The organism is Kitasatospora sp. NPDC059973 (genome assembly GCF_042737525.1).
Taxonomy (GTDB): Bacteria; Actinomycetota; Actinomycetes; order Streptomycetales; family Streptomycetaceae; genus Kitasatospora.
Map to the genome: position 1 here is coordinate 1 of NZ_JBHWUI010000101.1, position 23,837 is coordinate 23,837.

The following is a 23,837-nucleotide window of genomic DNA, read 5'->3' on the forward strand; positions in this document are numbered from 1 at the left end:
GACCGCCGACGCGGTCGCCGAGGCGCCCGCCGCCGTCGCCACCGAGGCCAAGCAGGCCGAGGCCCGCCCGGCCGAGACCCGCGGCTTCGAGGGCCGCGAGGAGGGTCGTACCGAGACCCGCCGGGACCGCCGGGACCGCCGCGACCGCCGCGAGGGCGGCGAGCGCGAGGGCCGCCAGGAGGGCGGCGACGCCCAGGCCGGCCAGGACGCCGACTCCCGCGAGTCGCGCCGCGACCGCCGCAACCGCCGGGACCGTGCCGACCGCCAGGGCGGCCAGGGTCAGGGCCAGGGTGGCCAGGGCCAGCAGCAGGGCGGTCAGGGCGAGAGCCAGCCGAGCCGCCAGAGCGGTGGCCAGCAGGCCCAGCCGCAGGCGCAGCAGGGCGGCTACGACGACGACGAGTTCGGCGACGGCCGTCGCGGCCGCCGCGGCCGCTACCGTGACCGCCGGGGCCGCGGCACCCGCCGCGAGGGCTTCGAGGTCGGCCCCGCCGAGCCGCAGGTCGGCGACGACGACGTGCTGATCCCGGTCGCGGGCATCCTCGACATCCTCGACAACTACGCGTTCGTCCGGACCTCCGGCTACCTGCCGGGCCAGAACGACGTCTACGTGTCGCTCGCCCAGGTCCGCAAGAACGGCCTGCGCAAGGGTGACGCCATCACCGGCGCGGTGCGCCAGCCGCGCGACGGCGAGCGCCGCGAGAAGTTCAACGCCATGGTGCGGCTGGACTCCGTCAACGGCATGGACCCGGAGAGCGGCCGCGGCCGTCCCGAGTTCAACAAGCTGACCCCGCTCTACCCGCAGGACCGACTGCGCCTGGAGACCGACCCGGGCATCCTGACCACCCGGATCATCGACCTGGTGTCGCCGATCGGCAAGGGCCAGCGCGGTCTGATCGTCGCGCCGCCGAAGACCGGTAAGACGATGGTGCTGCAGGCGGTCGCCAACGCGATCACCCACAACAACCCCGAGTGCCACCTGATGGTCGTCCTGGTGGACGAGCGTCCGGAAGAGGTCACCGACATGCAGCGGTCGGTGAAGGGCGAGGTCATCTCCTCGACCTTCGACCGCCCGGCGGAGGACCACACCACCGTCGCGGAGCTGGCCATCGAGCGCGCCAAGCGCCTGGTGGAGCTGGGCCACGACGTGGTGATCCTGCTGGACTCGATCACCCGCCTGGGCCGCGCCTACAACCTGGCGGCGCCGGCCTCCGGCCGCATCCTGTCCGGTGGTGTCGACTCGACCGCGCTGTACCCGCCGAAGAAGTTCTTCGGCGCCGCGCGCAACATCGAGAACGGCGGCTCGCTGACGATCCTGGCCACCGCGCTGGTCGAGACCGGCTCGCGGATGGACGAGGTCATCTTCGAGGAGTTCAAGGGCACCGGCAACATGGAGCTCAAGCTCGACCGGAAGCTCTCGGACAAGCGCATCTTCCCGGCCGTCGACGTCGACGCCTCCAGCACCCGCAAGGAGGAGATCCTGCTGGGCAGCGAGGAGTTGGCCATCGTCTGGAAGCTCCGCCGGGTGCTGCACGCGCTCGACTCGCAGCAGGCGATCGAGCTGCTGCTGGACAAGATGAAGCAGACCAAGAGCAACGCCGAGTTCCTCATGCAGATCGCCAAGACGACCCCCGGGTCCGGCGACTGACCGCTGCCGAGCGGCTCGTGAGCACAGAACCCTGGTCCGCGCGAGCGGGCCAGGGTTCTCTGCTTGTTCCAGAGTTGGGACATTTGGAACCCTATGGATCATGTTGTCCGATTTACTCTGGACCGTATGGCCGACCACAAGAGGATCCCGAGCCGCCGCCGCACGGTCCTGCGGGCGGCCGCCTGCGCGTTCGCCGCGCTCGTCGTCCTCGGCGCCGGTGCGGCCGGGTACGCGTACTTCAAGCTGAACGGCAACATCAAGAGCGTCGACATCGACGCCCGGCTGGGCACGGCCCGGCCGCCGTCCGCCACCGACGGCTCGTTCAACGTCCTCGTCCTGGGCTCGGATTCGCGGGCCGGCGGGAACGGCGCGCTGGCCGGCGGGGACACCGGCGACACCGCTCGTTCGGACACCGCGATGGTGGTGCACGTCGACCAGGGCCACACCCGGGCCGACGTGGTCTCCATACCCAGGGACACCCTGGTCACCCGCCCCGACTGCACGGACGGCAAGGGCAAGACCGCCGCCGGTGCCAAGCGGGCGATGTACAACAGCGCGTACGAGACCGGTGGCGCCGCGTGCGCGGTCAAGACCACCGAAGCGCTGACCGGCCTGCGGATGGACCACTACATCGAGATCGACTTCGCCGGCTTCGCCCGGGTCGTCGACGCGCTCGGCGGGGTCACCGTGACCACCACCGTCCCGATCGACGACAAGGACAGCGGGCTGAACCTCGCGGCCGGCGAGCACCACCTCGACGGGCAGCAGGCGCTGGCCTTCGTCCGGACCAGGCACGGCGTCGGCGACGGCAGCGACCTCGGCCGGATCGAGCTGCAGAAGCAGATGGTGAAGTCGCTGCTCGGCCAGGCCGGCGGGATCGGGCTGTTCGGCAACCCGGTCAAGCTCTGGTCGGTCGGCGACACCCTGACCCGCAGCATCACCACCGACTCGGCGCTGGCCTCGGTGAACTCGCTGGTGGGGCTGGCCGAGGAACTCAAGGGGATCGGCCCCGACCAGCTCTCGATGGTCACCCTGCCGGTGGTGACGGCGCCCGGCGACGCCAACCGGGTGGTCGCCCAGCAGCCCCGGGCCGACCAGCTCTGGGCGGCTCTGAAGGCCGACCAGCCGCTCCCGCAGGCCGTCCTGGCCGAGCAGCCGCAGAACCCCGCCCAGACCACCCCGGCGGCCCCCACGGCGGCCCCCAAGGCCTCCGGCAGGGCCTCCGCGCAGCCCGCCGCGGGTACCGCGGCGGGCCCCTCGCCGCGGCGCTGACCCGCCCGCCGACCGGCCGACGGCCGCCCCCGTGGCCGCCCCGGCGGTGCCGTCGGCCGGGCCCGGAATATCCCGGAACGCGACCCGGTTTGGGAAGAAGCGACCGGTCCTGGCAGACTGGTACGTCGGTCCCGGTTCACGTGCGGCATTCAAGCCGCCGACCCGGTGCCCTCCCGAACCTAGGAGATCCCCTTGAAGCCCAACGTTCACCCCGAGTACGTGGTCACCCATGTGACCTGCACCTGCGGCGCCGAGTTCACCACCCGCTCGACCGAGACCAGTGGCGAGATCCGCGCCGAGGTCTGCTCGCAGTGCCACCCGTTCTACACCGGCAAGCAGAAGATCCTCGACACCGGTGGCCGCGTGGCCCGCTTCGAGGCCCGCTTCGGCAAGCAGCACAGCGCGAAGGCCTAGCGCTCCCTCGGCGCCGGTTTCCGGTGCCCCCGTACTCGTTCCGGGGGCGCTGGAGACCGGCGCCGTTCGCGTCCCACGACTCGTCCGTGTCATCCCTCCACCGGTTCCCAGGGAAGAAGGCCCCTTCATGTTCGAGGCAGTCGAAGAGCTCCTCGTCGAGCACGCCGACCTCGAAACGAGGCTGGCCGACCCCTCCGTCCACGCCGACCAGGCCAACGCGCGCAAGCTCGCCAAGCGGTACGCCGAGCTGACGCCGATCACCCGGGTCTACCGGGCCTGGCGCCAGGCCGGCGAGGACATCGAGGCAGCGCGCGAACTCGCCGCCGAAGAGCCGGAGTTCCTCGCCGAGGTGAAGGACTCCGAGGCCCGGCGCGAGGAGCTGACCGAGGAGCTGCGCCTGCTGCTCGTCCCGCGTGACCCGAACGACGACAAGGACGTCATCCTGGAGATCAAGGCGGGTGAGGGCGGCGAGGAGTCGGCGCTCTTCGCCGGCGACCTGCTCCGGATGTACCTGCGCTTCGCCGAGCGGATCGGCTGGAAGACCGAGATCATCGACGCCAACGAGTCCGACCTCGGCGGCTACAAGGACGTCTCGGTGGCCGTGAAGACCAGGGGCAGCACCGAGCCCGGCCAGGGCGTCTGGGCCAAGCTGAAGTACGAGGGCGGCGTCCACCGCGTGCAGCGCGTCCCCGCCACCGAGTCGCAGGGCCGCATCCACACCTCCGCGGCCGGCGTGCTGGTCACCCCCGAGGCCGAGGAGGTCGAGGTCGAGATCGTGGCCAACGACCTGCGGATCGACGTCTACCGTTCGTCCGGTCCCGGCGGGCAGTCCGTCAACACCACCGACTCGGCGGTCCGGATCACCCACCTCCCGACCGGTATCGTGGCGTCCTGCCAGAACGAGAAGAGCCAGCTGCAGAACAAGGAGCAGGCGATGCGCATCCTGCGTTCGCGGCTGCTGGCCGCCGCGCAGGAGGAGGCCGAGCGGGAGGCCTCGGACGCGCGTCGCAGCCAGGTCCGCACGGTGGACCGCTCCGAGCGCATCCGCACCTACAACTACCCCGAGAACCGCATCTCGGACCACCGCACGGGCTTCAAGTCCTACAACCTGGACCAGGTCCTGGACGGCGAGCTGAACGCGGTGATCCAGTCCTGCGTGGACACGGACGCCGAGGCCAAGCTCGCCGCGGCCCAGCAGAACTGAGACCGGCCTCCGGGCCCGAATGCACCAGAGAAGCCGCAGCGCAGAAACAAGAGGTCGTTCGTGAACCTGCTGCTTGCCGAGGTGGCCCAGGCCACCCAGCGGTTGGCCGCGGCCGGCGTGCCGTCGCCGCGCTTCGACGCGGAGGAGCTGGCCGCGCACGTCCACAGCGTGAAGCGCAGCCAGCTGCACACGGTGAAGGACGCGGACTTCGACGCCCGGTACTGGGAGGCCGTCTCCCGCCGCGAGGCGCGTGAACCGCTGCAGCACATCACCGGCCGCGCGTTCTTCCGCTACCTGGAGCTGGCGGTCGGCCCCGGCGTCTTCGTGCCCCGCCCGGAGACCGAGTCGGTCGTGGAGTGGGCCATAGACGCCGTCCGCGACATGGACGTCGCCGAGCCGCTGGTGGTCGACCTCTGCTCCGGCTCGGGGGCCATCGCGCTCGCCCTCGCCCAGGAGCTGCCGCGCTCCACGGTGCACGCCTTCGAGCTGGACGAGGGGGCGCTGCGGTACACCCGGCGCAACATCGAGGCCAGCTCCGACCGGGCCCGGGTCACCCTGCACGCCGGCGACGCCACCAAGGCCTTCGAGGACGACCGTTCCTGGGACGGCCGCTTCGACCTGGTGATCTCCAACCCGCCGTACATCCCGCTCACCGAGTGGGAGTACGTCGCCCCCGAGGCCCGCGACCACGATCCGCAGATGTCGCTGTTCTCCGGCGAGGACGGGCTGGACACCATCCGCGGCATCGAGCGGGTCGCCGCCCGCCTGCTGCGCCCGGGCGGCGCCGTGGTGATCGAGCACGCCGACACCCAGGGCGGCCAGGTGCCGTGGATCTTCAACGAGGAAGGCGGTTGGACGGACACCGCCGACCACCGCGACCTCAACAACCGGCCCCGCTTCACGACGGCCCGAAGGGTCTCGCTGTGAACACCCGGTGCACCACCACCGGGCGCGGAGCCGCGCTGTGAACGCCGTCATGAGTCATCTCGGAAGGGGACCGCACCGATGAGCCGCCGCTACGACTGTGCCGATGCCGGGGACCGCGCCACCGGTCTGCGCGAGGCCGCCTCGGCCATCCGCCGCGGCGAAATCGTCGTGCTGCCCACCGACACCCTGTACGGGGTGGGCGCCGACGCCTTCTCGCCGGAGGCCGTCGCCGCACTGCTGGCCGCCAAGGGGCGGGGCCGCAACATGCCCTCGCCCGTCCTGGTGGGCTCGCCGACCACCCTGCACGGACTCGTCACGGACTTCTCCGAGCAGGCCTGGGAGCTCGTCGACGCCTTCTGGCCGGGCGGGCTGACCCTGGTCGCCAAGCACCAGCCCTCGCTGCGCTGGGACCTCGGCGAGACCCGCGGCACGGTCGCCGTCCGGATGCCGCTGCACCCGGTCGCGATCGAGCTGCTGAACGCCACCGGCCCGCTCGCCGTCTCCAGCGCCAACCTGACCGGCGGCCCGTCCCCCGCCACCTGCGACGAGGCCCAGCAGCAGCTCGGCGACGCGATCTCCGTCTACCTGGACGGCGGCCGGGCCGACCACGCCGTCGCCTCCTCCATCGTCGACGTGACGGGCAAGGTCCCGGTCCTGCTGCGGGCCGGCGCGATCAGCGCCGAGCAGCTGAGGGAGGTCGTCCCCGACCTGGAGGCCGGCAGTTGACGACCGCCTCCCTCCACTCCGGGCCCGGCATATCGCCGTACCTGAGCGTGGGCCCCAGGCCGCTGGACCACTTCCGCATCCTGTTCGTCTGCACCGGGAACATCTGCCGCTCGCCGATCGCCGAGCGGCTCACCCGGCGTGAACTGGACACCCGGCTCAGCCCCCGGGTGGCCGGCCGGATCCTGGTGGAGAGCGCCGGCACCTGGGGCCACGTGGGCGCGCCGATGGAGGACCACGCCGCCACGGTGCTGGACGAGTACGGCGCCGACAGCGGCGGGTTCGCCGGCCGCGAGCTGCTCGACGAGCACGTGGTCGAGGCCGACCTGGTGCTCACCGCGACCCTGGACCACCGCGCCCAGGTGATCTCGATGGGTCACGAGGCGGGGCTGCGCACCTTCACCCTGAAGGAGTTCACCCGCCTGGTCCGGACGATAGACCCGGGCACCCTGCCCGATCCGCGCCGCGGCGCCGACGTCACCGAGCGGGCCCGCGCCCTGGTCCGGGCCGCGGCCGCGCTGCGCGGCTGGCTGCTCGCCGCCAGCCCGGAGTCCGACGAGGTCCACGACCCGTACGGCGCGCCGATCGGCATGTTCCGCAACTGCGGCGAGGAGATATTCGACGCGGTGGACCCGGTGGTCACCGCCCTCACCGGCATGCCCTCCCCGCGCTCCGTGCGGTGAGCCGCCGCCGGCCCCCGGGCCGGCGCCGCCCGGGCGGGTGCATCGGGTCCGCGTCGGCAGGCCGCGGGCGGGGCCCGGTCCTACGCTGGAGACACCTGCCCGACGCTGCCCGGGAGCTCCGCCATGACCGTCACCGATGCCGCGACCGGTTCCTCCGAGACGACGGGGCGGTGGGCGTCCGAAGCGCTGCGCCGGGCCGACCCGCAGCTGGCCGATCTGCTGGCCGCCGAGGCCGAGCGCCGCGCCGAGACGATCCAGCTGCTGGCGGGGGAGAACCTCACCGATCCGGCCGTCCTGGCCGCCCTGGGCGGCCCGCTGATCGACAAGTACGCCGAGGGCTACCCCGGACGGCGCCACCACACCGGCTGCGCCCTGGCGGACGCCGCCGAGTTGCTGGCGATCGACCGGGCCCGTCAGCTGTTCGCCGCCCCGCACGCCAACGTCCAGCCCCGCTCGGCCACTTCGGCGATGCTGGCGGCGTACGCCGCGCTGCTGCGCCCCGGTGACGTGGTGCTGGCGATGTCGCTGGAGCACGGCGGCCACCTGAGCTGCGGCTCGCGCGCCAACTTCTCGGGCCGCTGGTTCGAGTTCATCGGCTACGGGGTGCGCGAGGACGACGGCCTGATCGACCTCGACCAGGTCCGCGAGCTCGCCCGCCGGCACCGGCCGAAGGCCATCGTGGCCGGCTCGATCTCCCACCCCCGGCACCCGGACTGGGCGGCCTTCCGGGCGATCGCCGAAGAGGTGGACGCCTATCTGATCGCCTCGGTCGCCCAGACCACCGGCCTGGTCGCGGCCGGTGTGGCGCCGTCCCCGCTGCCGTACGCGGACGTCACCGTGGCCGCCACCCACAAGCTGCTCCGCGGCCCGCGCGGCGGCCTGCTGCTCTCCACCGCCGAGCTGGCCGATCGGATCGACCGGGCGGTCTTCCCGTTCAGCCAGGGCGGCGCCGCGATGAACGAGGTGGCCGGCAAGGCCGTCGCGTTCGCCCGGGCGGGCACCCCCGAGTACCGCGCCTACGCCCACCGCACGGTCGCGGGGGCGCGGGTGCTGGCGGCGGGGCTCGCGGAGGCCGGGATGCGCCCGTTGACCGGCGGTACCGACACCCATCTGGTGACGGCCGACGTCCGACCGCTCGGGGTCAGCGGGGCCGAGGCCGAGCGCCGGTGCGCCGCCGCCGGTCTGCTGCTCGGCAAGTGCGCGCTGCCGTACGACTCCGCGCCGCCGTCCGAGGCCTCCGGGATCCGGCTGGGCAGCGGGACCGTCACCACCCAGGGCATGGGGGAGGCCGAGCTGGCCGAGATCGCCGCACTGGTCGGTCGCCTGCTCGTCGAGGGCACGGACGTCCGGATCGGGGCCCGGGTCCGTGAGCTGGCGGGCGCCTTCGCCGCCCCGGGCCGGGGGGCTTCGCAGTCTCCTACCCGGTAGGGCGAACCGCGATGCACGCGCCGGGCGTCCGACTCAATAAGGTGTGTGCCGTGGCGACGCACCTCGAACCCCGGACAGGCACGGGAGTACCTTCGGTACCGACCCGTCGGACAGTGACGCAGGAGGCCAGTGGTGCGTGAGTATCTGCTGGTGCTGTTCTGCACGGCGGCCGTCACCTATCTGCTGACCGGCCCGGTCCGGAAGTTCGCGATCGCGGCCGGCGCGATGCCGCCGGTCCGCGCCCGTGACGTGCACCGCGAGCCCACGCCCCGGCTGGGCGGCATCGCCATGTTCGGCGGGCTCTGCGCGGGCATCCTGGTCGCCTCCCAACTGGACAACCTCAGCAAGGTGTTCTCGCAGGGCACCGACATCCGCGCGCTGCTCTCCGGCGCCGGGATCATGTGGCTGCTCGGCGTGCTCGACGACAAGTGGGGCGTGGACGCCCTGGTCAAACTGGGCGGTCAGATGATCGCCGCCGGTGTGATGGTCTGGCAGGGCGTCACCGTGATCACCCTGCCGGTGCCCGGCGTCGGCGCGGTCGCGGTCAGCCCCACCCAGGGCATGGTCATCTCGGTCACCATGGTCGTCGTCATGGTCAACGCGGTGAACTTCATCGACGGCCTGGACGGTCTGGCCGGCGGCATGGTCTGCATCGCCGCGATGGCGTTCTTCCTCTACTCGTACCGGCTCTGGTACGGCTACACGATCACCGACGCGGCGCCCGCCGTCCTGTTCAGCGTGCTGCTGATCGGGATGTGCCTGGGTTTCCTGGCGCACAACCTGCACCCGGCGCGGATCTTCATGGGCGACTCCGGCTCGATGATGCTCGGCCTGATGCTGGCCGTCGCCGCGATCTCCATCACCGGCCGGGTCGACCCCGACCTCATCACCAGCGAGACCGGTTCGCAGACCGCCACCGTGCACGCCCTGGTCCCGATCTACATCCCGCTGCTGCTGCCGCTGACCGTCATCGCGCTGCCGCTGGCCGACCTGCTGCTCGCCGTGGTGCGCCGCACCTGGGCCGGCCAGTCGCCGTTCGCCGCGGACAAGCGGCACCTGCACCACCGGCTCCTCCAGGTCGGCCACTCGCACAGCCGGGCCGTCCTGATCATGTACTTCTGGGCCGCGCTGATCGCCTTCGGCACCGTGGCCTTCTCGGTCACCAACACCGGCCGCACGGTCGCCCTCACGCTGGCCGGGCTCTGCCTGGTCGGCCTGGTGGTGCTGCTCACCCCGCGCTTCCGCCCGCGCGCGCCGCGGGCCGTGCAAGCCTTCGTGCCGCCGCGCTACCGGCGCCGCAAGCCGGTCCGCGCCGCCGCACCGGTCGCCGAGGGCGAGGCCCCGGCCGCCGCCGCGGCCGCCTCGGAGCCGATGGCCGAGCTCTCCGCGAAGGACAAGGAGCTGCTCGGCGGCCTGGGCAAGGGGGGCTCGTCGGCGGTCGGCGGCCGGGGTCACGGCAGCGGTCGCGGCCACTAGTCCGAACGGCGGGTCCGACACCTGACACGCCGTCAAGGTGGTTCACCCGTACGGAGGCACCCTTGGGCCGTCAGTGTGACAGGTGCCACACAATCATGGTAAAGCTCTCATCAAATAGTTTGTGATACCGTTCACGAGTACCGAGAACACGCCGAAAGACCTGACAGGTGGAGGACTTCCGTCCCCGGTCGGTCTCCCTCGACGGACTCGCCGCAGAGCGGCCGGTCCACGGCGGTCCCTTGGTCGGTACCACCACCACGTTCTGTGCCCGTCCCCCTGCCACATCGACATGCCGCCGGAGCTGCCGACATGCCGTCCAACGACGCCCGGATCCTCCGAGGCGCCGCGATCCCCACTGCGGTCGCCGGAGTCATCGCCATGGCGATCTCATTCGCCGTCGCCGGTGGCAAGGGACTGCTCGGCGCCTTCTTCGGCGCGCTGCTGGTGGTGGCGTTCTTCAGCTTCGGCCAGGTCGCCCTCGACCGGCTGACCAGGTCGAACCCGCAGATGATGATGGCTGCGGGGTTGCTCGTCTACACCACGCAGATCCTGCTGGTCGGCATCGTCCTCGCGGTCTTCAAGAACACCGAACTCTTCAACCGGCAGGCGTTCGCCTTCACCCTGCTGGGCTGCGCCCTGATCTGGACGGGCTTCCAGGTGCGCGGTGCGCTCAAGGCCAAGACCTTCTACGTCGAGGCCGACGCCTCCGAAAACAAGGGCGACAAGCCCTCGGACTCGGGGCGTCAACAGTGACGAGGCCCGGCTGTCCCCCCAACGAGGGGGGCAGTGTTTATGCCGCACTGACGGACTGCTATCGTCCGTCGCAACAACGGAGTACGGGAAGAGGCCAGGTCTGTCCGCACGATGGACGGATCGCCCCCCGGATCCTTGCAGTCTTCGATGATCCCGCTGTGGTGCAGCGCACCGCCGTGCGGGATCGGCGAGAAACCCATCAAGTTCCAGTGCCGCACCGTGGCCTCGGGCCACGCCGACACACCGAGGTTGCCGTAACCATGCGTCACGACGAAGGAGTCCGTGGTGAGTGCTGAACTCACGTCTTCGCTCGCCTCAGGCAGTTGCCACTTCGGGGACGCTGGCTGCGGCTTCCCGGCCCCCGGCCTGAACGAGTTCGACTTCAAGCCGATCTTCTCGATCGGCAGCTTCGAATTCAACAAGCCGATGCTGCTGTCGATGATCGTCGCAGTGCTGGTGGTCGTCTTCTTCTGGGCCGCGTTCGCCAAGCCGCGCCTGGTGCCCGGCAAGCTGCAGCTGGTCGGTGAGATCGGCTACGACTTCGTCAAGCGGTCCATCGTGCTGGAGACGATCGGCAAGAAGGGCGAGAAGTTCGTCCCGATGCTCGTCTCGATGTTCTTCTTCGTCTGGCTGATGAACATCATGTCGGTCATCCCGTTCGCCCAGTTCCCGGTGACGGCGGCCATCGCCTTCCCGGCGGGCCTGGCGGGGGTCGTGTGGATCACCTACATGACCCTGACCTTCAAGAAGCACGGCTTCGTCGGCGGTCTGAAGAACCTCTGCTGGCCCTCGGGCATCCCCGGCTGGGTCATGTTCATCCTGGTGCCGATCGAGTTCTTCTCGAACATCTTCGTGCGCCCGTTCACGCTCGCGGTCCGAGCCTTCGCGAACATGTTCGCCGGCCACCTGCTGATCGTGATGTTCTCCATCGCCTCCTGGTACCTGCTCAGCCCGACCCTGGGCGCGCTCTACGGCTCGGCGTCGTTCATCGTCGCCATCGGCCTGACCGCCTTCGAGCTGCTGGTCCAGTTCCTGCAGGCCTACATCTTCGTGATGCTGGCCAGCAGCTACATCGCCGGTGCCCTCGAAGAGGCGCACTGAGCCTGGGGCCCCGGCCCCTCACGAACCACCCTCCCGGATCGCCCGGTGGCCAATCACCACCGGTTCACCACCCCTGCAAAGGACAATTGCAATGAGCATGCTCGCTGAGGGCGTCGTCGGTTCCATCGCCTCCGTCGGCTACGGTCTCGCGGCCATCGGCCCCGGCATCGGCGTTGGTCTCATCTTCGGTAACGGTGTCCAGGCCATGGCCCGTCAGCCCGAGGCTGCCGGCCTGATCCGTTCCAACATGTTCATCGGCTTCGCGCTGACCGAGGCGCTCGCCCTGATCGGCATCGTCATGCCGTTCGTCTTCGGCACCGGCAAGTAATTCCGGCGTAGCCCTTTCTGAGGAAGGTCCAGATATGAGCATCGCGGCTTCGCTCGCGGCCGAGGAGCAGATGAATCCGCTCCTCCCCGCGTGGCCCGAGATCATCATCGGCCTGCTCTGCTTCTTCATCGTCTTCGGGCTGCTCGGCAAGAAGCTCCTCCCCAGCATCGAGAAGGTGCTGTCGGAGCGTCGGGACGCCATCGAGGGCGGCATGGAGCGCGCCGAGGCCGCTCAGGCCGAGGCCCAGGCCCTGCTTGAGCAGTACCGCGCCGAGCTCGCCGAGGCGCGTCACGAGGCTGCCCGCATCGTCGAGCAGGCTCGCGAGCAGGGCGCTGCCCAGCTCACCGAGATGCGCGAGGAGGGCCAGCGTCAGCGCGAGGCCATCGTCGCCGCCGGCCACGCGCAGATCGAGGCCGACAAGAAGCAGGCGACCACCGCCCTGCGCCAGGACGTGGGTTCGCTCGCTTCGCAGCTGGCCTCCCGCATCGTGGGCGAGTCCCTTGAGGACCACACGCGGCAGAGCGGCGTGATCGACCGGTTCCTGGACGAGCTGGAGGCCAAGGCCACCGTTGCTCCGGGTGCGGCCAAGTGATCGGCGCTAGCCGCGAGGCCCTCGCCGCCGGGCGGCAGAACCTCGAAGCCCTGACCGACTCCACCTCGGTGGACGCGGTCAAGGTCGCCGAGGAGCTCACCGCCGTCACGGTCCTCCTGGACCGTGAGGTGTCGCTGCGCCGCGTCCTGACCGACCCGTCCCGGTCCGGCCAGGACAAGGCCCAGCTGGTCTCCTCGCTGCTGACCGGGCAGGTCTCCGGCGAGACCATCGACCTGGTCTCCGGCCTGGTCCGCTCCCGCTGGTCGGGGTCGCGCGACCTGGTCGACTCGGTCGAGGAGCTGGCCGCGTACGCCGAGGTCATCGCCGCCGACAAGGCCGGTGTCCTGGACGACGTCGAGGACGAGCTGTTCCGGTTCGGCCGGGTGGTGAACGGCTCCACCGAGCTGCGCTCCGCGCTGACCGAGCCCAAGGCCGGCGCCGTCGCCAAGGCCGAGCTGATCAAGAAGCTGCTCGGTGGCCGCGCCAACGCGGGCACCGTCCGGCTGGTCACCGCCCTGGTGAACAACCCGCGTGGCCGTAGCCTGGAGCAGGGCCTCGAGTCCTACTCGAGGCTCGCCGCCGCACGGCGCGGGCGCGTGGTGGCCCTGGTCACCACCGCGGTGCCGCTGTCCGACAGCCAGAAGGATCGCCTGGAAGGCGCTCTCGGCCGGCTGTACAGCCGCCGGGTCCACCTGAACATCGACGTCGACCCCGAGGTCGTCGGCGGTGTCCGGGTCCAGATCGGCGACGAGATCATCGACGGCACCGTGTCGAGCCGCCTCGAAGGCGCTCGCCAGTCGCTCGAAGGCTGAGCACCGAAGAACATCCGACCCTCGGTCGGGAACCGGCTCCACCGGAGCCGGCAAATCGTACGGCCGGTTCGAGAGACCCGGCCGAGAGTCGAATACTTGCGGCCCTCAATGGCGGGCCGAGGATCGCAAACTAGGAGAGCAGGGAAGCCTGATGGCGGAGCTTACGATCCGTCCGGAGGAAATCCGGGACGCGCTGGCCGACTTTGTCCAGTCGTACCAGCCGGACGCCGCCTCGCGTGAAGAGGTCGGCACGGTCACTGACGCGGCGGACGGCATCGCCCATGTCGAGGGTCTGCCCTCGGTCATGGCGAACGAGCTGCTGAAGTTCGAGGACGGCACGCTCGGCCTCGCGCTGAACCTCGACACCCGTGAGATCGGTGTCGTCATCCTCGGTGAGTTCGGCGGCATCGAGGAGGGCCAGACGGTGCGCCGCACCGGCGAGGTCCTCTCCGTGCCGGTCGGCGACGGCTACCTCGGCCGCGTCGTGGACCCGCTGGGCAACGCGATCGACGGTCTGGGCGACATCGCCTCCACCGGCCGTCGCGCCCTGGAGCTGCAGGCCCCCGGCGTCATGGTCCGCAAGTCGGTCCACGAGCCGATGCAGACCGGTATCAAGGCCATCGACGCGATGACCCCGATCGGCCGCGGCCAGCGTCAGCTGATCATCGGCGACCGCCAGACCGGCAAGACCGCGGTGGCGATCGACACGATCATCAACCAGCGCGACAACTGGCGCTCGGGCGACCCGAAGAAGCAGGTCCGCTGCATCTACGTCGCCGTGGGCCAGAAGGGCTCCACCATCGCGTCCGTGCGTGGCGCCCTGGAGGAGGCCGGCGCGCTGGAGTACACCACGATCGTGGCTGCTCCCGCCTCCGACCCGGCCGGCTTCAAGTACCTCGCCCCGTACACCGGTTCGGCCATCGGCCAGGAGTGGATGTACGACGGCAAGCACGTCCTCATCATCTTCGACGACCTGTCGAAGCAGGCCGAGGCGTACCGCTCCGTGTCGCTGCTGCTCCGTCGTCCGCCGGGCCGCGAGGCCTACCCGGGTGACGTCTTCTACCTGCACTCCCGCCTGCTGGAGCGCTGCGCGAAGCTCTCCGACGAGCTGGGCGCCGGCTCGATGACCGGTCTGCCGATCATCGAGACCAAGGCCAACGACGTCTCGGCGTACATCCCGACCAACGTCATCTCGATCACCGACGGCCAGTGCTTCCTGGAGTCCGACCTGTTCAACGCCGGCATCCGCCCGGCCGTGAACGTCGGTATCTCGGTCTCCCGCGTCGGTGGTTCGGCCCAGATCAAGGCCATGAAGTCGGTCGCCGGCCGTCTGCGCCTGGACCTCGCCCAGTACCGTGAGCTGGAGGCCTTCGCCGGCTTCGGTTCCGACCTGGACGCGGCCTCCAAGGCCCAGCTGGAGCGCGGTGCGCGCATGGTCGAGCTGCTCAAGCAGGGCCAGTACCAGCCGTTCCCGGTCGAGGAGCAGGTCGTCTCCATCTGGGCCGGCACCACCGGCAAGCTGGACGACGTCCCGGTCGCGGAGATCCGCCGCTTCGAGCGCGAGTTCCTGGACCACCTGCGCCTTCAGCACAAGAACCTGCTGGCCGGCATCGTCGAGACCTCCAAGCTGGAGGACGGCACCATCGACGCGCTGACCTCCGCGATCGAGGCCTTCAAGCAGGGCTACACCACGGCTGACGGCAAGCTGCTCTCCGAGCAGGCCTGAGTCCGGTAGCGAGGGAAAGGACGTAACGACCCATGGGAGCACAGCTTCGGGTCTACAAGCGCCGGATCCGCTCTGTCACCGCGACGAAGAAGATCACCAAGGCGATGGAGATGATCTCCGCGGCGCGCATCGGTAAGGCGCAGCGCGCGGTGGCCGCCTCCACTCCGTACGCCGATGAGCTCACCCGGGCGGTGACGGCGGTGGCCACCCGGTCCAACGCCAAGCACCCGCTCACCAGCGAGAACCCGGCCGCCACGCGCGCCGCGGTACTGCTGATCACGGCGGACCGCGGTCTGGCGGGCGGCTACTCGTCCAACGCCATCAAGGCCTCGCTGGTGCTCGCCGAGCGCCTGCGCGGCGAGGGCAAGGACGTGGTGACGTACGTCGTCGGCCGCAAGGGCGTCTCGTACTACAGCTTCCGTGACCTCGCGGTCGCGGAGTCGTGGACGGGCTTCTCGGACAAGCCGACGTACGGCGACGCCAAGGCGGTCTCGGCCGCTCTGATCTCGGCCTTCACGGCCGAGACGGACGGTGTCGACGAGGTCCACGTGATCTCGACGCGGTTCGAGTCCATGCTGACCCAGACCGCGGTGGACGCCCGGCTGCTGCCGCTGAAGCTCGACGAGGTCGAGCTCAGCGACGAGTCGAAGGCCACGCACGAGATCTTCCCGCTGTACGACTTCGAGCCGTCGGCGGAGGGCGTCCTCGACGCACTGCTGCCGCGGTACGTCGAGAGCCGGATCTACAACGCGCTGCTGCAGTCCGCCGCATCGGAGCACGCCGCTCGCCGGCGCGCGATGAAGAGCGCGACGGACAACGCCGGAGAGCTCATCAAGTCGCTTACGCGGCTTGCCAACTCGGCCCGTCAGGCCGAGATCACCCAGGAAATCAGCGAGATCGTCGGCGGTGCCAACGCCCTCGCCGACGCTAGCCGCGGGAGCGAATGAGAATGACCACCACTGTTGAGCCGACCACGGCGACGGGCCGCGTCGCGCGGGTCATCGGCCCGGTCGTCGACGTGGAGTTCCCCGTCGACGCGATTCCGGAGATGTTCAACGCCCTGCACGTCGAGGTGGACAACCCCGACGGCTCGGGCAAGAAGGTTCTGACCCTCGAGGTCGCGCAGCACCTCGGCGACGGCATGGTCCGCGGCATCTCGATGCAGCCGACCGACGGCCTGGTCCGTGGCGCGCAGGTCTCCGACACCGGCTCCGCCATCTCGGTGCCGGTCGGCCAGATCACCAAGGGCAAGGTCTTCAACGCCCTCGGTGAGGTGCTGAACGTCGACAAGGCCGAGTTCGAGGCCGAGGTCAAGGTCCGCTGGCCGATCCACCGCAAGGCGCCGGCCTTCAAGGACCTCGAGTCCAAGACCGAGATGTTCGAGACCGGCATCAAGGTCATCGACCTGCTCACCCCGTACGTCACCGGTGGCAAGATCGGTCTGTTCGGTGGTGCCGGTGTCGGCAAGACCGTTCTGATCCAGGAGATGATCTACCGCGTCGCCGAGAACTTCGGTGGTGTGTCGGTCTTCGCCGGCGTCGGCGAGCGCACTCGTGAGGGCAACGACCTCATCCACGAGATGGTGGACTCGGGCGTTCTGGACAAGACCGCGCTGGTCTTCGGCCAGATGGACGAGCCGCCGGGCACCCGTCTTCGCGTCGCGCTCTCCGCGCTGACCATGGCGGAGTACTTCCGTGACGTCGAGAAGCAGGACGTGCTCCTCTTCATCGACAACATCTTCCGGTTCACCCAGGCCGGTTCCGAGGTGTCGACCCTGCTCGGCCGGATGCCCTCCGCGGTGGGTTACCAGCCGAACCTGGCCGACGAGATGGGCCTCCTCCAGGAGCGCATCACCTCGACCCGCGGTCACTCGATCACCTCGATGCAGGCGATCTACGTCCCCGCGGACGACCTGACCGACCCGGCCCCGGCCACCACCTTCGCCCACCTGGACGCGACGACCGTTCTGTCGCGCCCGATCTCGGAGAAGGGCATCTACCCGGCCGTCGACCCGCTGGACTCCACGTCCCGCATCCTCGACCCGCGGTACATCGCGCAGACCCACTACGAGACGGCCATCCGTATCAAGGGGATCCTGCAGAAGTACAAGGACCTCCAGGACATCATCGCCATCCTCGGTATGGACGAGCTGTCGGAGGAGGACAAGATCACGGTCCACCGTGCCCGTCGCATCGAGCGCTTCCTCTCGCAGAACACCTACGTGGCGAAGCAGTTCACCGGCGTCGACGGTTCGACCGTGCCGCTGTCGGAGACCATCGAGGCCTTCAACGCGATCGCGGACGGCAAGTACGACTCCGTCCCCGAGCAGGCCTTCTTCATGTGCGGTGGCATCGAGGACCTCGAGAAGAACGCCGCCGAGCTCGCGAAGAAGTAGTCGTGTCCGGTAGCAGCCGAGTGTGATCGTGAGGGGTGGGCCCCAGCCCTGGGACCCACCCCTCACGTCGCACCGGCTGTGATTCCGGTCAAATCCGTGCCGCCGGTTTCATGCCGGGGGCGCGGGCCCGTTATTCTTACCGAAACTCCCGAGCAATCGGGGGTTGCATGAGCCTAGGAGCCCACGTTGGCTGAGCTGCACGTCGAGCTGGTCGCAGCCGACCGCAAGGTGTGGTCCGGTGCGGCCACCATCGTCGTCGCCCGTACGGCCTCCGGTGACACCGGCATCATGCCGGGTCACACCCCGGTGCTGAGCGTGCTGGAGACCGGTCCGGTCACCATCCGCACCGTGGACGGCGGCACCGTGATCGCCGCTGTGCACGGCGGCTTCATCTCCTTCGCCGACAACAAGCTGTCTCTGCTCGCGGAGATCGCCGAGCTGGCGGACGAGATCGATGTCGCGCGCGCCGAGCGTGCGCTGGAGAAGGCACAGTCGGACCTGGACGAGCACGCCGAGCGACGCGCCGAGGTGCGTCTGTTCGCGGCGCGCGGTCTCAAGGCCCACGCCTGAGTGCGCCGGACCCTCGCTTGGCGGGGTCGACCGACGGTCCCGGGGACGCGTGAGCGTGACCCCGGGACTGTCGTCTCAGTTGGTAGGTCAACGCGGTCGCCTGATACGACCGATACGGGGAACGCGGGTAGCGAGGAGGTAGGTGAGCATGGTCCTCGCCCTTGTGGTGTGCGCGGCGGTCGTTGCGCTGGGTGTGATCGGCCTGGTGGCGTTCGCGGTGCGGCGCCGTGTGATCCAGCGGGTCGGCGGAACGTTCGACTGCAGTTACCGGCTCAAAATGCCCGCCGACGCCTCGACGCAGCCCGACCTCGACGAGAACGGCAAACCCACCTCGGCCCCGGTTCCCCAGACCGATGGCAAGGGGTGGGTTTTTGGTATCGGGCGCTACAGCGGTGACTCGATCGAGTGGTTCCGGGTCTTCTCGTACGCCCCGCGCCCGCGCCGGGTGCTCCCGCGCCGGGAGATCGAGGTGCTCGGCCGGCGCTACCCCGAGGGCCAGGAGGAGCTGGCGCTGCTCTCCGGCTCGGTCGTGCTCCGCTGCCTGCACAACGGCGCCCCGCTGGAGCTGGCGATGAGCGACGACGCCCTGACCGGCTTCCTCGCCTGGCTCGAAGCCGCCCCGCCCGGGCAGAGGGTGAACGTCGCGTAGCGACGAGACGCTCGGGGTGGGGGCACCTCCCGGCCGGAGGCTGGGGGAGGTGAACGTCGCGTAGCGACGAGACCCTCGGGCCGGGGGTTAACGCGGCCTAACCCGGCTCGCTAGGCTGGGCGGCATGGTCAATCTGACGCGCATCTACACCCGTACCGGCGACGACGGCACCACCGCGCTCGGTGACATGAGCCGTACCACCAAGACCGACCCGCGCCTGATCGCGTACGCCGACACCAACGAGGCCAACGCCGCGATCGGCGTGGCGATCGCCGCCGGAGGCCTCGCCGAGGACGTCACCGCGGTGCTCGTCCGGGTGCAGAACGACCTCTTCGACGTCGGCGCGGACCTGGCCACCCCGGTGGTGGAGGACCCGAAGTACCCGCCGCTGCGGGTGCTGCAGTCCTACATCGACAAGCTGGAGACGGACTGCGACCACTACCTGGAGTCGCTGGAGAAGCTGCGCAGCTTCATCCTCCCCGGCGGCACCGTGGGCGCGGCCCACCTGCACCTGGCCTGCACGGTGGTGCGGCGTGCCGAGCGGGCCACCTGGGCGGCGATCGAGGAGCACGGGGACACCGTGAACCCGCTGACCGCCAAGTACCTCAACCGGCTGTCCGACCTGCTGTTCATCCTGGCCCGGGCGGCCAACAAGGAGCGCGGCGACGTGCTCTGGGTGCCGGGCGAGAACCGCTGAGCCGACCGCCCCGCCGGTCGGCGGGACGGTGGGGCGTCCGGCGGCGGGCCGCTACTGCTGCTGGGGGATCCTCCAGCCGACCACGTGCCCGTCCTCGACGATCGCGCCGGCCGGCGCCTCCTTGGGCCAGAGCGAGTAGCAGCCGGCCACGATCACGTTGATCCCGGCCGCCATGCCCAGCCGCAGGTACCAGCCGGTGAAGGTGCCGAAGCCGGCGGCGCCGTCGGAGAGCGGGACGAGCGCGGTGATCAGCGCCAGGGTGATGGCGGCCGAGACCACGGTGCGGCGGCAGAACTCCCACTCGTGGCGGGTCCGCGCGGGCCCGTACTTGGGGGCGCCCTTGGGCTTGGGGCCGCCGGCGAAGCGGTACTGGAAGTGCCGGTCGGCCCAGCGGACCAGGGACGGCCCGAAGCCGATCGAGAAGCCCGCGTAGCTCGCGGCCAGCGCGTGCGTCCAGCTCGCGGTGGCGCCGCCGCGCAGGTCGAGCACGGTGAGCACGAAGAGCGTGAGGTCCACCACCGGCAGGCCGACCAGCAGCGCGGTGCTCACCCCGCGTAGCCGCAGCAGGTAGCGGGTGGCGAGCCCGAGGGCGAGGAGCACCCAGAAGGCGACCTCGGCCCCGATGACGAGGGTGACGATCATGGTGACTCCCGGACTTCTCGGCGGTACCCACCAGCCTTGCCGCCCGGGGCGCCCCCGTCGTCGTCGCCGACGCCGAGCCTTGCCTGCACCTTTCGATGTACGGCGGCTCCTCCCTGGACCGGAGCCGGGGGCCGGCCGGGGATGATCTGATGGGGGAGTGCGCAGACCGACACTCACCCCGCGGCAGGAGGACCGGGCGATCGCCCTCTTCGGGCTGGTCGGCGGGCTGGTGCTGATCGCGTCCAAGGTCTACGACCACTCCTCGGCCGTGCCGCGCTGGCTGGTGCTGCCGCCGCTGCTGGTCACGGCCGCGCTGGAGCTGTTCCGGCGCACCCGCCCGATCCTGACGGTGACGCTCGGCGGGGCGGTCTTCGCGGCGAGCATCTTCAGCGGTGCGCTGATCGCGACCACCATCATGTACACCGACCTGCTCTACGCGGCGGTGGTCTACGGGCGCCCGCGGATGTCCCGCGTCCTGCACCTGTCCGGCGCCGCCTCGGTGCTGGTCCTGAGCAGCCTGTCGTTCCTGTACAGCGACGCCCCGACGGCGCTGGCCGTCGTGGTGCTCACCTCGCTGATCTTCCTCGGACCGGTGTGGACCGGGGACCTGGTGCGCAGGCACCGCGAGGAGGCGGAGAGCCAGCGGCTGCGCGCCGAGCAGACCGCGCTGCTCTCCGAGATGGACCGGCGCGAGGCGGTGGTCGCCGAACGGGCGCGGATGGCGAGGGAGTTGCACGACGTGGTGGCCAACCACCTGTCGGCCATCGCGATCCACGCCACCGGCGCCCAGTCGGTGGCCCGACGCCAGCACCGGACGGCGGAGGATCCGCTGGTGGCGGCGCTGGGGGTGATCCGGGAGAACAGCGTGCAGGGATTGGCCGAAATGCGCCGCATGATCGGGCTGCTGCGCGACAGCGGCGGCGGCGAGGCCGACGCGTCGTACGCCGCGCCCGACCTGGGCGCGGTGGACGCGCTGCTGGCCAAGGCCGGGGACGCCGGGCGGGCCGTGGGGCTGGAGTTCGAGCTCGCGGAGCTCGGCGAGCGCGGGGAGCCGGCGGTGCCGGTCGGGCTGGCGGCGTACCGGATCGTGCAGGAGTCGCTCACCAACGCGCTCAAGCACGCCGGCCCGGGCCGGGTGCACGTCCTGCTGGAGTACCTTCCGCAGGAGCTGCGGATCACCGTGGACAGCCCGTACCGCACCGACGTGGGCCGGGAGCTGCCCGGCGCCCGGGCGGGGATGGTGGGCATGCGGGAACGGGCCGGGCTGCTCGGCGGCAGCTTCGAGGCCGGTCCGGTCGGGGACCGCTGGACCGTACGGGCGGTGCTGCCGCGGGAGCCGGTGGCGGCGGAAGGGGAGCGGCGGGCATGACGATTCGGGTGCTGGTGGCCGAGGACCAGGCGGCCGTCCGGGCGGCGCTGGTGATGATCCTGCGGGCGGAGCCGGACCTGGAGGTGGTCGGGGAGGCCGCGGACGGCGAGGAGGCGGTGCGGCTGGCCCTGGAACTGCGGCCCGACGTCGTCCTGATGGACGTGCAGATGCCCCGGCTGGACGGCGTCTCGGCGACCGGCCGGGTGGTGGCCGCGGGGGCGGCCCAGGTGCTGGTGCTGACCACCTTCGACCTGGACGAGTACGTCTACGGCGCGCTGCGGGCCGGCGCGGCCGGCTTCCTGCTGAAGGACCTGGAGGCGGACACCCTGGTCGAGGGCATCCGCACGGTGGCGCGCGGGGACGGCATGCTGGCGCCCTCGGTGACCAGGCGGCTGATCGGCACCTTCGCCCGCCCCGGCCGCGCGGTCGGACCCGAGACGCGGGAGTCGGTGTCGGGGCTCACCCCGCGCGAGCGGGAGGTGCTGGCCTGCATCGGCGCGGGGATGTCGAACGGCGAGATCGCCGAGCGGCTGGAGATGGCCGAGGCGACCACCAAGACGCACGTCAGCCGGATCCTCGCCAAGCTGCGGATGCGCAGCCGGGTGCAGGCGGCGATCCTCGCGCAGGACCTCGGTCTGACGATCTGAACAACGGCCTTCCGGTATCGGGCCAGGTCAGTCGCAGATCACACTCCCGGATGACACCACGGCGGGCGGAAGGGCATTAGAGTCCGGCGCATGAGCGGCGCGGCTCATGAGCGGGTGACCCCTGCGCTGAGCCGCCTTCAGGGCCCGCCCGCAGGGCGGCGACGGCATCCGGGAGACCCAGCCATGAGCAACGCGTCCAGCAAGCAGATCGCCGTGATCGGTGCCGGCCTGATGGGTGCCGGTATCGCCCAGGTCTCCGCCCAGGCCGGACACCCGGTGGTGCTGCGGGACGTCACCGAGGCCGCGCTGCAGCGCGGTGTGGCCGGTATCCGGGCCTCGTACGAGAAGTTCGTCGCCAAGGGCCGGCTGACCGCCGAGGACGCCGAGGCGGCGCTCGGCCGGATCACCACCACGACGGACCTGGGCGCGGTGGCCGAGGCCGACATCGTGGTCGAGGCGGTCTTCGAGCAGCTGGACGTCAAGGAAGCCGTCTTCAAGGAGCTCGACAAGCTCGCCAAGGACGGCGCGGTGCTGGCCTCCAACACCTCGGCCATCCCGATCACCCGGATCGCCGCCGCCACCAGGCGCCCCGAGTCGGTCGTCGGCGTGCACTTCTTCTCGCCGGTGCCGCTGATGCGCCTGGTGGAGCTGGTGCGCGGCTACAAGACCAGCGACGAGACGCTCGCCACCGCGCGCGCCTTCGCCGAGGGGGTCGGCAAGGAGGTCGTGGTGGTCAACCGCGACGTGGCCGGCTTCGTCACCACCCGCCTGATCATGGCGCTGGTGGTCGAGGCCGCCAAGCTGTACGAGTCGGGCGTCGCCAGCGCCGAGGACATCGACACCGCCTGCCGGCTCGGTTTCGGACACGCCATGGGCCCGCTGGAGACCGCCGACCTGACCGGCGTCGACATCCTGCTGCACGCCGCCCGGAACATCTACGCCGAGACCAAGGACGAGAAGTTCGCCGCGCCGGAGATCATGGCCCGCATGGTCACCGCCGGTGACCTGGGCCGCAAGAGCGGGCAGGGCTTCTACCCGTACCCGGCCAAGTGACCCGCCGGGGCCGCTGACCGACCGGGCCGTGCGGTCCCAGCACCGTACGGCCCACCTCGCCGGGGATGGGTGAGTTTCCTCACGCCGGGTGCCGCAGACGGGTGATTTGGGCGGTAATCGAGCGTAGGTGTGGAGACTTCCTGCGTATATTCCCTCGGACGAGTGAAGTTGCTTCAGATCTGGCCGGAACCAGCAACCTGCGGACCTGGTTCACCGTCAGATGAGGGGGACCCGGCCCACGCCGACGATGCTGCGGCCGGCCCGGGCGCGGGGCTCCACGCCCGCCCGGTGGACACCCGATCCGGGCCCGCGCGGCCGGGGCGGAACGACCCGTACCAGTGACCGCCAGGCGGAGGAGGAGACCATGCGCATCACGGGCGACCAGACGGCGCTGGCCATCGAGGGCCGCCTCGACGTGCGCACCGCCGCCGACGCGCGGGTCCGGCTGCACCAGGCCGTCGACGGCGGTCGGGGCGACCTCGTACTGGACCTCACCCGGCTGGAGTTCTGGGACGCCACCGGCCTCGGTGTGATCATGGGGACCCACCGCCGGGCCGGCCGGATCGGCCGCCGGCTGGTGCTGCGCTCCGTCCCGGCCCAGCTCCAGCGCCTGCTGGTGGCCACCCGGCTGCACCGCATCCTCGCCGTCGAGGGCGTCGTCCCCGAGCCCTACGGCGCCACGCTGCCCGCCCTCGGCCCGGTGCTCTAGCGCTCCCGCGCGCCCTCCGGGG

At 70.8% G+C, this 23,837-nt stretch carries 25 protein-coding genes; 24 read left to right on the top strand and 1 reads right to left on the bottom strand.

Annotated elements, in window-relative coordinates:
* The 20 genes from rho to ACFWA9_RS25325 all read left to right on the top strand — a co-directional run.
* The coding region (gene rho / locus ACFWA9_RS25230; RefSeq protein ID WP_380389963.1) for a transcription termination factor Rho at positions 1-1,645 on the top strand (1,645 nt) is incomplete at its 5' end.
* Between the two features lie 126 nt (positions 1,646-1,771).
* Complete coding sequence (locus tag ACFWA9_RS25235) at positions 1,772-2,917, top strand: LCP family protein (protein WP_380389965.1); 1,146 nt, start codon at positions 1,772-1,774, stop codon at positions 2,915-2,917.
* 192 nt (positions 2,918-3,109) lie between these two features.
* Complete coding sequence (rpmE, locus tag ACFWA9_RS25240; RefSeq protein ID WP_329489607.1) at positions 3,110-3,331, top strand: 50S ribosomal protein L31; 222 nt, start codon at positions 3,110-3,112, stop codon at positions 3,329-3,331.
* 127 nt (positions 3,332-3,458) lie between these two features.
* Positions 3,459-4,535 (top strand): peptide chain release factor 1, encoded by a 1,077-nt coding sequence (prfA, locus tag ACFWA9_RS25245; protein WP_329489608.1) that lies wholly within the window; start codon positions 3,459-3,461, stop codon positions 4,533-4,535.
* Positions 4,536-4,595: 60 nt separating this feature from the next.
* Entirely contained in the window at positions 4,596-5,462 is an 867-nt protein-coding gene (gene prmC, locus ACFWA9_RS25250) for a peptide chain release factor N(5)-glutamine methyltransferase (protein ID WP_329489609.1), read from the top strand.
* A 78-nt stretch (positions 5,463-5,540) separates the two neighbouring features.
* Positions 5,541-6,188: an L-threonylcarbamoyladenylate synthase gene (locus tag ACFWA9_RS25255; RefSeq protein ID WP_329489610.1), complete on the top strand. Its 648-nt coding sequence runs from the start codon at positions 5,541-5,543 to the stop codon at positions 6,186-6,188.
* 29 nt (positions 6,189-6,217) lie between these two features.
* Positions 6,218-6,868: a protein-tyrosine-phosphatase gene (locus ACFWA9_RS25260; protein WP_329492247.1), complete on the top strand. Its 651-nt coding sequence runs from the start codon at positions 6,218-6,220 to the stop codon at positions 6,866-6,868.
* A 123-nt stretch (positions 6,869-6,991) separates the two neighbouring features.
* Positions 6,992-8,296, top strand: coding sequence for a serine hydroxymethyltransferase (glyA, locus tag ACFWA9_RS25265; RefSeq protein WP_380389968.1), 1,305 nt, complete (start codon positions 6,992-6,994; stop codon positions 8,294-8,296).
* Positions 8,297-8,428: 132 nt separating this feature from the next.
* Entirely contained in the window at positions 8,429-9,772 is a 1,344-nt protein-coding gene (locus ACFWA9_RS25270; protein ID WP_352289373.1) for an MraY family glycosyltransferase, read from the top strand.
* Positions 9,773-10,081: 309 nt separating this feature from the next.
* The gene (locus ACFWA9_RS25275) at positions 10,082-10,525 is read left to right on the top strand and encodes a hypothetical protein (RefSeq protein WP_329489613.1); all 444 of its coding nucleotides are present in this window, start codon (positions 10,082-10,084) and stop codon (positions 10,523-10,525) included.
* Between the two features lie 285 nt (positions 10,526-10,810).
* Positions 10,811-11,626 (top strand): F0F1 ATP synthase subunit A, encoded by an 816-nt coding sequence (gene atpB / locus ACFWA9_RS25280; RefSeq protein WP_329489614.1) that lies wholly within the window; start codon positions 10,811-10,813, stop codon positions 11,624-11,626.
* A gap of 91 nt (positions 11,627-11,717) precedes the next feature.
* On the top strand, positions 11,718-11,954 hold the full coding sequence (gene atpE, locus ACFWA9_RS25285) for an ATP synthase F0 subunit C (RefSeq protein WP_030235786.1): 237 nt from the start codon (positions 11,718-11,720) through the stop codon (positions 11,952-11,954).
* A gap of 34 nt (positions 11,955-11,988) precedes the next feature.
* Positions 11,989-12,546, top strand: coding sequence for a F0F1 ATP synthase subunit B (locus tag ACFWA9_RS25290; protein WP_329489615.1), 558 nt, complete (start codon positions 11,989-11,991; stop codon positions 12,544-12,546).
* On the top strand, positions 12,543-13,358 hold the full coding sequence (locus tag ACFWA9_RS25295) for a F0F1 ATP synthase subunit delta (protein WP_329489616.1): 816 nt from the start codon (positions 12,543-12,545) through the stop codon (positions 13,356-13,358). The genes ACFWA9_RS25290 and ACFWA9_RS25295 overlap by 4 nt, the downstream gene beginning before the upstream one ends.
* 151 nt (positions 13,359-13,509) lie before the next feature.
* Positions 13,510-15,084, top strand: coding sequence for a F0F1 ATP synthase subunit alpha (gene atpA, locus ACFWA9_RS25300; protein ID WP_329489617.1), 1,575 nt, complete (start codon positions 13,510-13,512; stop codon positions 15,082-15,084).
* 32 nt (positions 15,085-15,116) lie between these two features.
* Positions 15,117-16,031, top strand: a complete 915-nt coding sequence (locus ACFWA9_RS25305) for a F0F1 ATP synthase subunit gamma (protein ID WP_329489618.1) — start codon at positions 15,117-15,119, stop codon at positions 16,029-16,031.
* Between the two features lie 2 nt (positions 16,032-16,033).
* Positions 16,034-17,479, top strand: coding sequence for a F0F1 ATP synthase subunit beta (gene atpD, locus ACFWA9_RS25310; protein WP_329489619.1), 1,446 nt, complete (start codon positions 16,034-16,036; stop codon positions 17,477-17,479).
* 186 nt (positions 17,480-17,665) lie between these two features.
* Positions 17,666-18,049 (top strand): F0F1 ATP synthase subunit epsilon, encoded by a 384-nt coding sequence (locus tag ACFWA9_RS25315; RefSeq protein ID WP_148642910.1) that lies wholly within the window; start codon positions 17,666-17,668, stop codon positions 18,047-18,049.
* A gap of 148 nt (positions 18,050-18,197) precedes the next feature.
* Positions 18,198-18,698 carry a DUF2550 domain-containing protein gene (locus ACFWA9_RS25320; protein ID WP_329489620.1) on the top strand — a complete coding sequence of 167 codons (501 nt, stop codon included), beginning with the start codon at positions 18,198-18,200 and terminating at the stop codon, positions 18,696-18,698.
* A 124-nt stretch (positions 18,699-18,822) separates the two neighbouring features.
* Positions 18,823-19,395, top strand: a complete 573-nt coding sequence (locus ACFWA9_RS25325) for a cob(I)yrinic acid a,c-diamide adenosyltransferase (protein WP_352289379.1) — start codon at positions 18,823-18,825, stop codon at positions 19,393-19,395.
* Positions 19,396-19,446: 51 nt separating this feature from the next.
* On the opposite strand, the gene ACFWA9_RS25330 is transcribed toward ACFWA9_RS25325, so the two are convergent.
* A complete protein-coding gene (locus ACFWA9_RS25330) occupies positions 19,447-20,037 on the bottom strand; it encodes a hypothetical protein (protein WP_352289382.1) in 591 nt (196 codons plus the stop codon).
* 157 nt (positions 20,038-20,194) lie between these two features.
* On the opposite strand from ACFWA9_RS25330, the gene ACFWA9_RS25335 reads away from it, so the two are divergent.
* The 4 genes from ACFWA9_RS25335 to ACFWA9_RS25350 all read left to right on the top strand — a co-directional run bounded on the left by ACFWA9_RS25335 (position 20,195) and on the right by ACFWA9_RS25350 (position 23,815).
* The gene (locus ACFWA9_RS25335; protein WP_380389974.1) at positions 20,195-21,406 is read left to right on the top strand and encodes a sensor histidine kinase; all 1,212 of its coding nucleotides are present in this window, start codon (positions 20,195-20,197) and stop codon (positions 21,404-21,406) included.
* Positions 21,403-22,053 carry a response regulator transcription factor gene (locus ACFWA9_RS25340; RefSeq protein ID WP_329489624.1) on the top strand — a complete coding sequence of 217 codons (651 nt, stop codon included), beginning with the start codon at positions 21,403-21,405 and terminating at the stop codon, positions 22,051-22,053. The genes ACFWA9_RS25335 and ACFWA9_RS25340 overlap by 4 nt, the downstream gene beginning before the upstream one ends.
* Positions 22,054-22,236: 183 nt before the next feature.
* Positions 22,237-23,106 carry a 3-hydroxyacyl-CoA dehydrogenase family protein gene (locus tag ACFWA9_RS25345; protein ID WP_380389976.1) on the top strand — a complete coding sequence of 290 codons (870 nt, stop codon included), beginning with the start codon at positions 22,237-22,239 and terminating at the stop codon, positions 23,104-23,106.
* Positions 23,107-23,470: 364 nt separating this feature from the next.
* Positions 23,471-23,815 carry an STAS domain-containing protein gene (locus ACFWA9_RS25350; RefSeq protein WP_329489626.1) on the top strand — a complete coding sequence of 115 codons (345 nt, stop codon included), beginning with the start codon at positions 23,471-23,473 and terminating at the stop codon, positions 23,813-23,815.
* Positions 23,816-23,837 lie beyond the last annotated feature (22 nt).

Excerpts from the sequence above, each read along its gene's own strand:
- ACFWA9_RS25235 (WP_380389965.1), top strand. The coding sequence starts at position 1,772 with ATGGCCGACCACAAGAGGATCCCGAGCCGCCGCCGCACGGTCCTGCGG.
- prfA (WP_329489608.1), top strand. The coding sequence starts at position 3,459 with ATGTTCGAGGCAGTCGAAGAGCTCCTCGTCGAGCACGCCGACCTCGAA.
- ACFWA9_RS25255 (WP_329489610.1), top strand. The coding sequence starts at position 5,541 with ATGAGCCGCCGCTACGACTGTGCCGATGCCGGGGACCGCGCCACCGGT.
- glyA (WP_380389968.1), top strand. The coding sequence starts at position 6,992 with ATGACCGTCACCGATGCCGCGACCGGTTCCTCCGAGACGACGGGGCGG.
- ACFWA9_RS25275 (WP_329489613.1), top strand. The coding sequence starts at position 10,082 with ATGCCGTCCAACGACGCCCGGATCCTCCGAGGCGCCGCGATCCCCACT.
- atpE (WP_030235786.1), top strand. The coding sequence starts at position 11,718 with ATGAGCATGCTCGCTGAGGGCGTCGTCGGTTCCATCGCCTCCGTCGGC.
- ACFWA9_RS25290 (WP_329489615.1), top strand. The coding sequence starts at position 11,989 with ATGAGCATCGCGGCTTCGCTCGCGGCCGAGGAGCAGATGAATCCGCTC.
- atpA (WP_329489617.1), top strand. The coding sequence starts at position 13,510 with ATGGCGGAGCTTACGATCCGTCCGGAGGAAATCCGGGACGCGCTGGCC.
- ACFWA9_RS25305 (WP_329489618.1), top strand. The coding sequence starts at position 15,117 with ATGGGAGCACAGCTTCGGGTCTACAAGCGCCGGATCCGCTCTGTCACC.
- atpD (WP_329489619.1), top strand. The coding sequence starts at position 16,034 with ATGACCACCACTGTTGAGCCGACCACGGCGACGGGCCGCGTCGCGCGG.
- ACFWA9_RS25320 (WP_329489620.1), top strand. The coding sequence starts at position 18,198 with ATGGTCCTCGCCCTTGTGGTGTGCGCGGCGGTCGTTGCGCTGGGTGTG.
- ACFWA9_RS25325 (WP_352289379.1), top strand. The coding sequence starts at position 18,823 with ATGGTCAATCTGACGCGCATCTACACCCGTACCGGCGACGACGGCACC.
- ACFWA9_RS25330 (WP_352289382.1), bottom strand. The coding sequence starts at position 20,037 with ATGATCGTCACCCTCGTCATCGGGGCCGAGGTCGCCTTCTGGGTGCTC.
- ACFWA9_RS25340 (WP_329489624.1), top strand. The coding sequence starts at position 21,403 with ATGACGATTCGGGTGCTGGTGGCCGAGGACCAGGCGGCCGTCCGGGCG.
- ACFWA9_RS25345 (WP_380389976.1), top strand. The coding sequence starts at position 22,237 with ATGAGCAACGCGTCCAGCAAGCAGATCGCCGTGATCGGTGCCGGCCTG.
- ACFWA9_RS25350 (WP_329489626.1), top strand. The coding sequence starts at position 23,471 with ATGCGCATCACGGGCGACCAGACGGCGCTGGCCATCGAGGGCCGCCTC.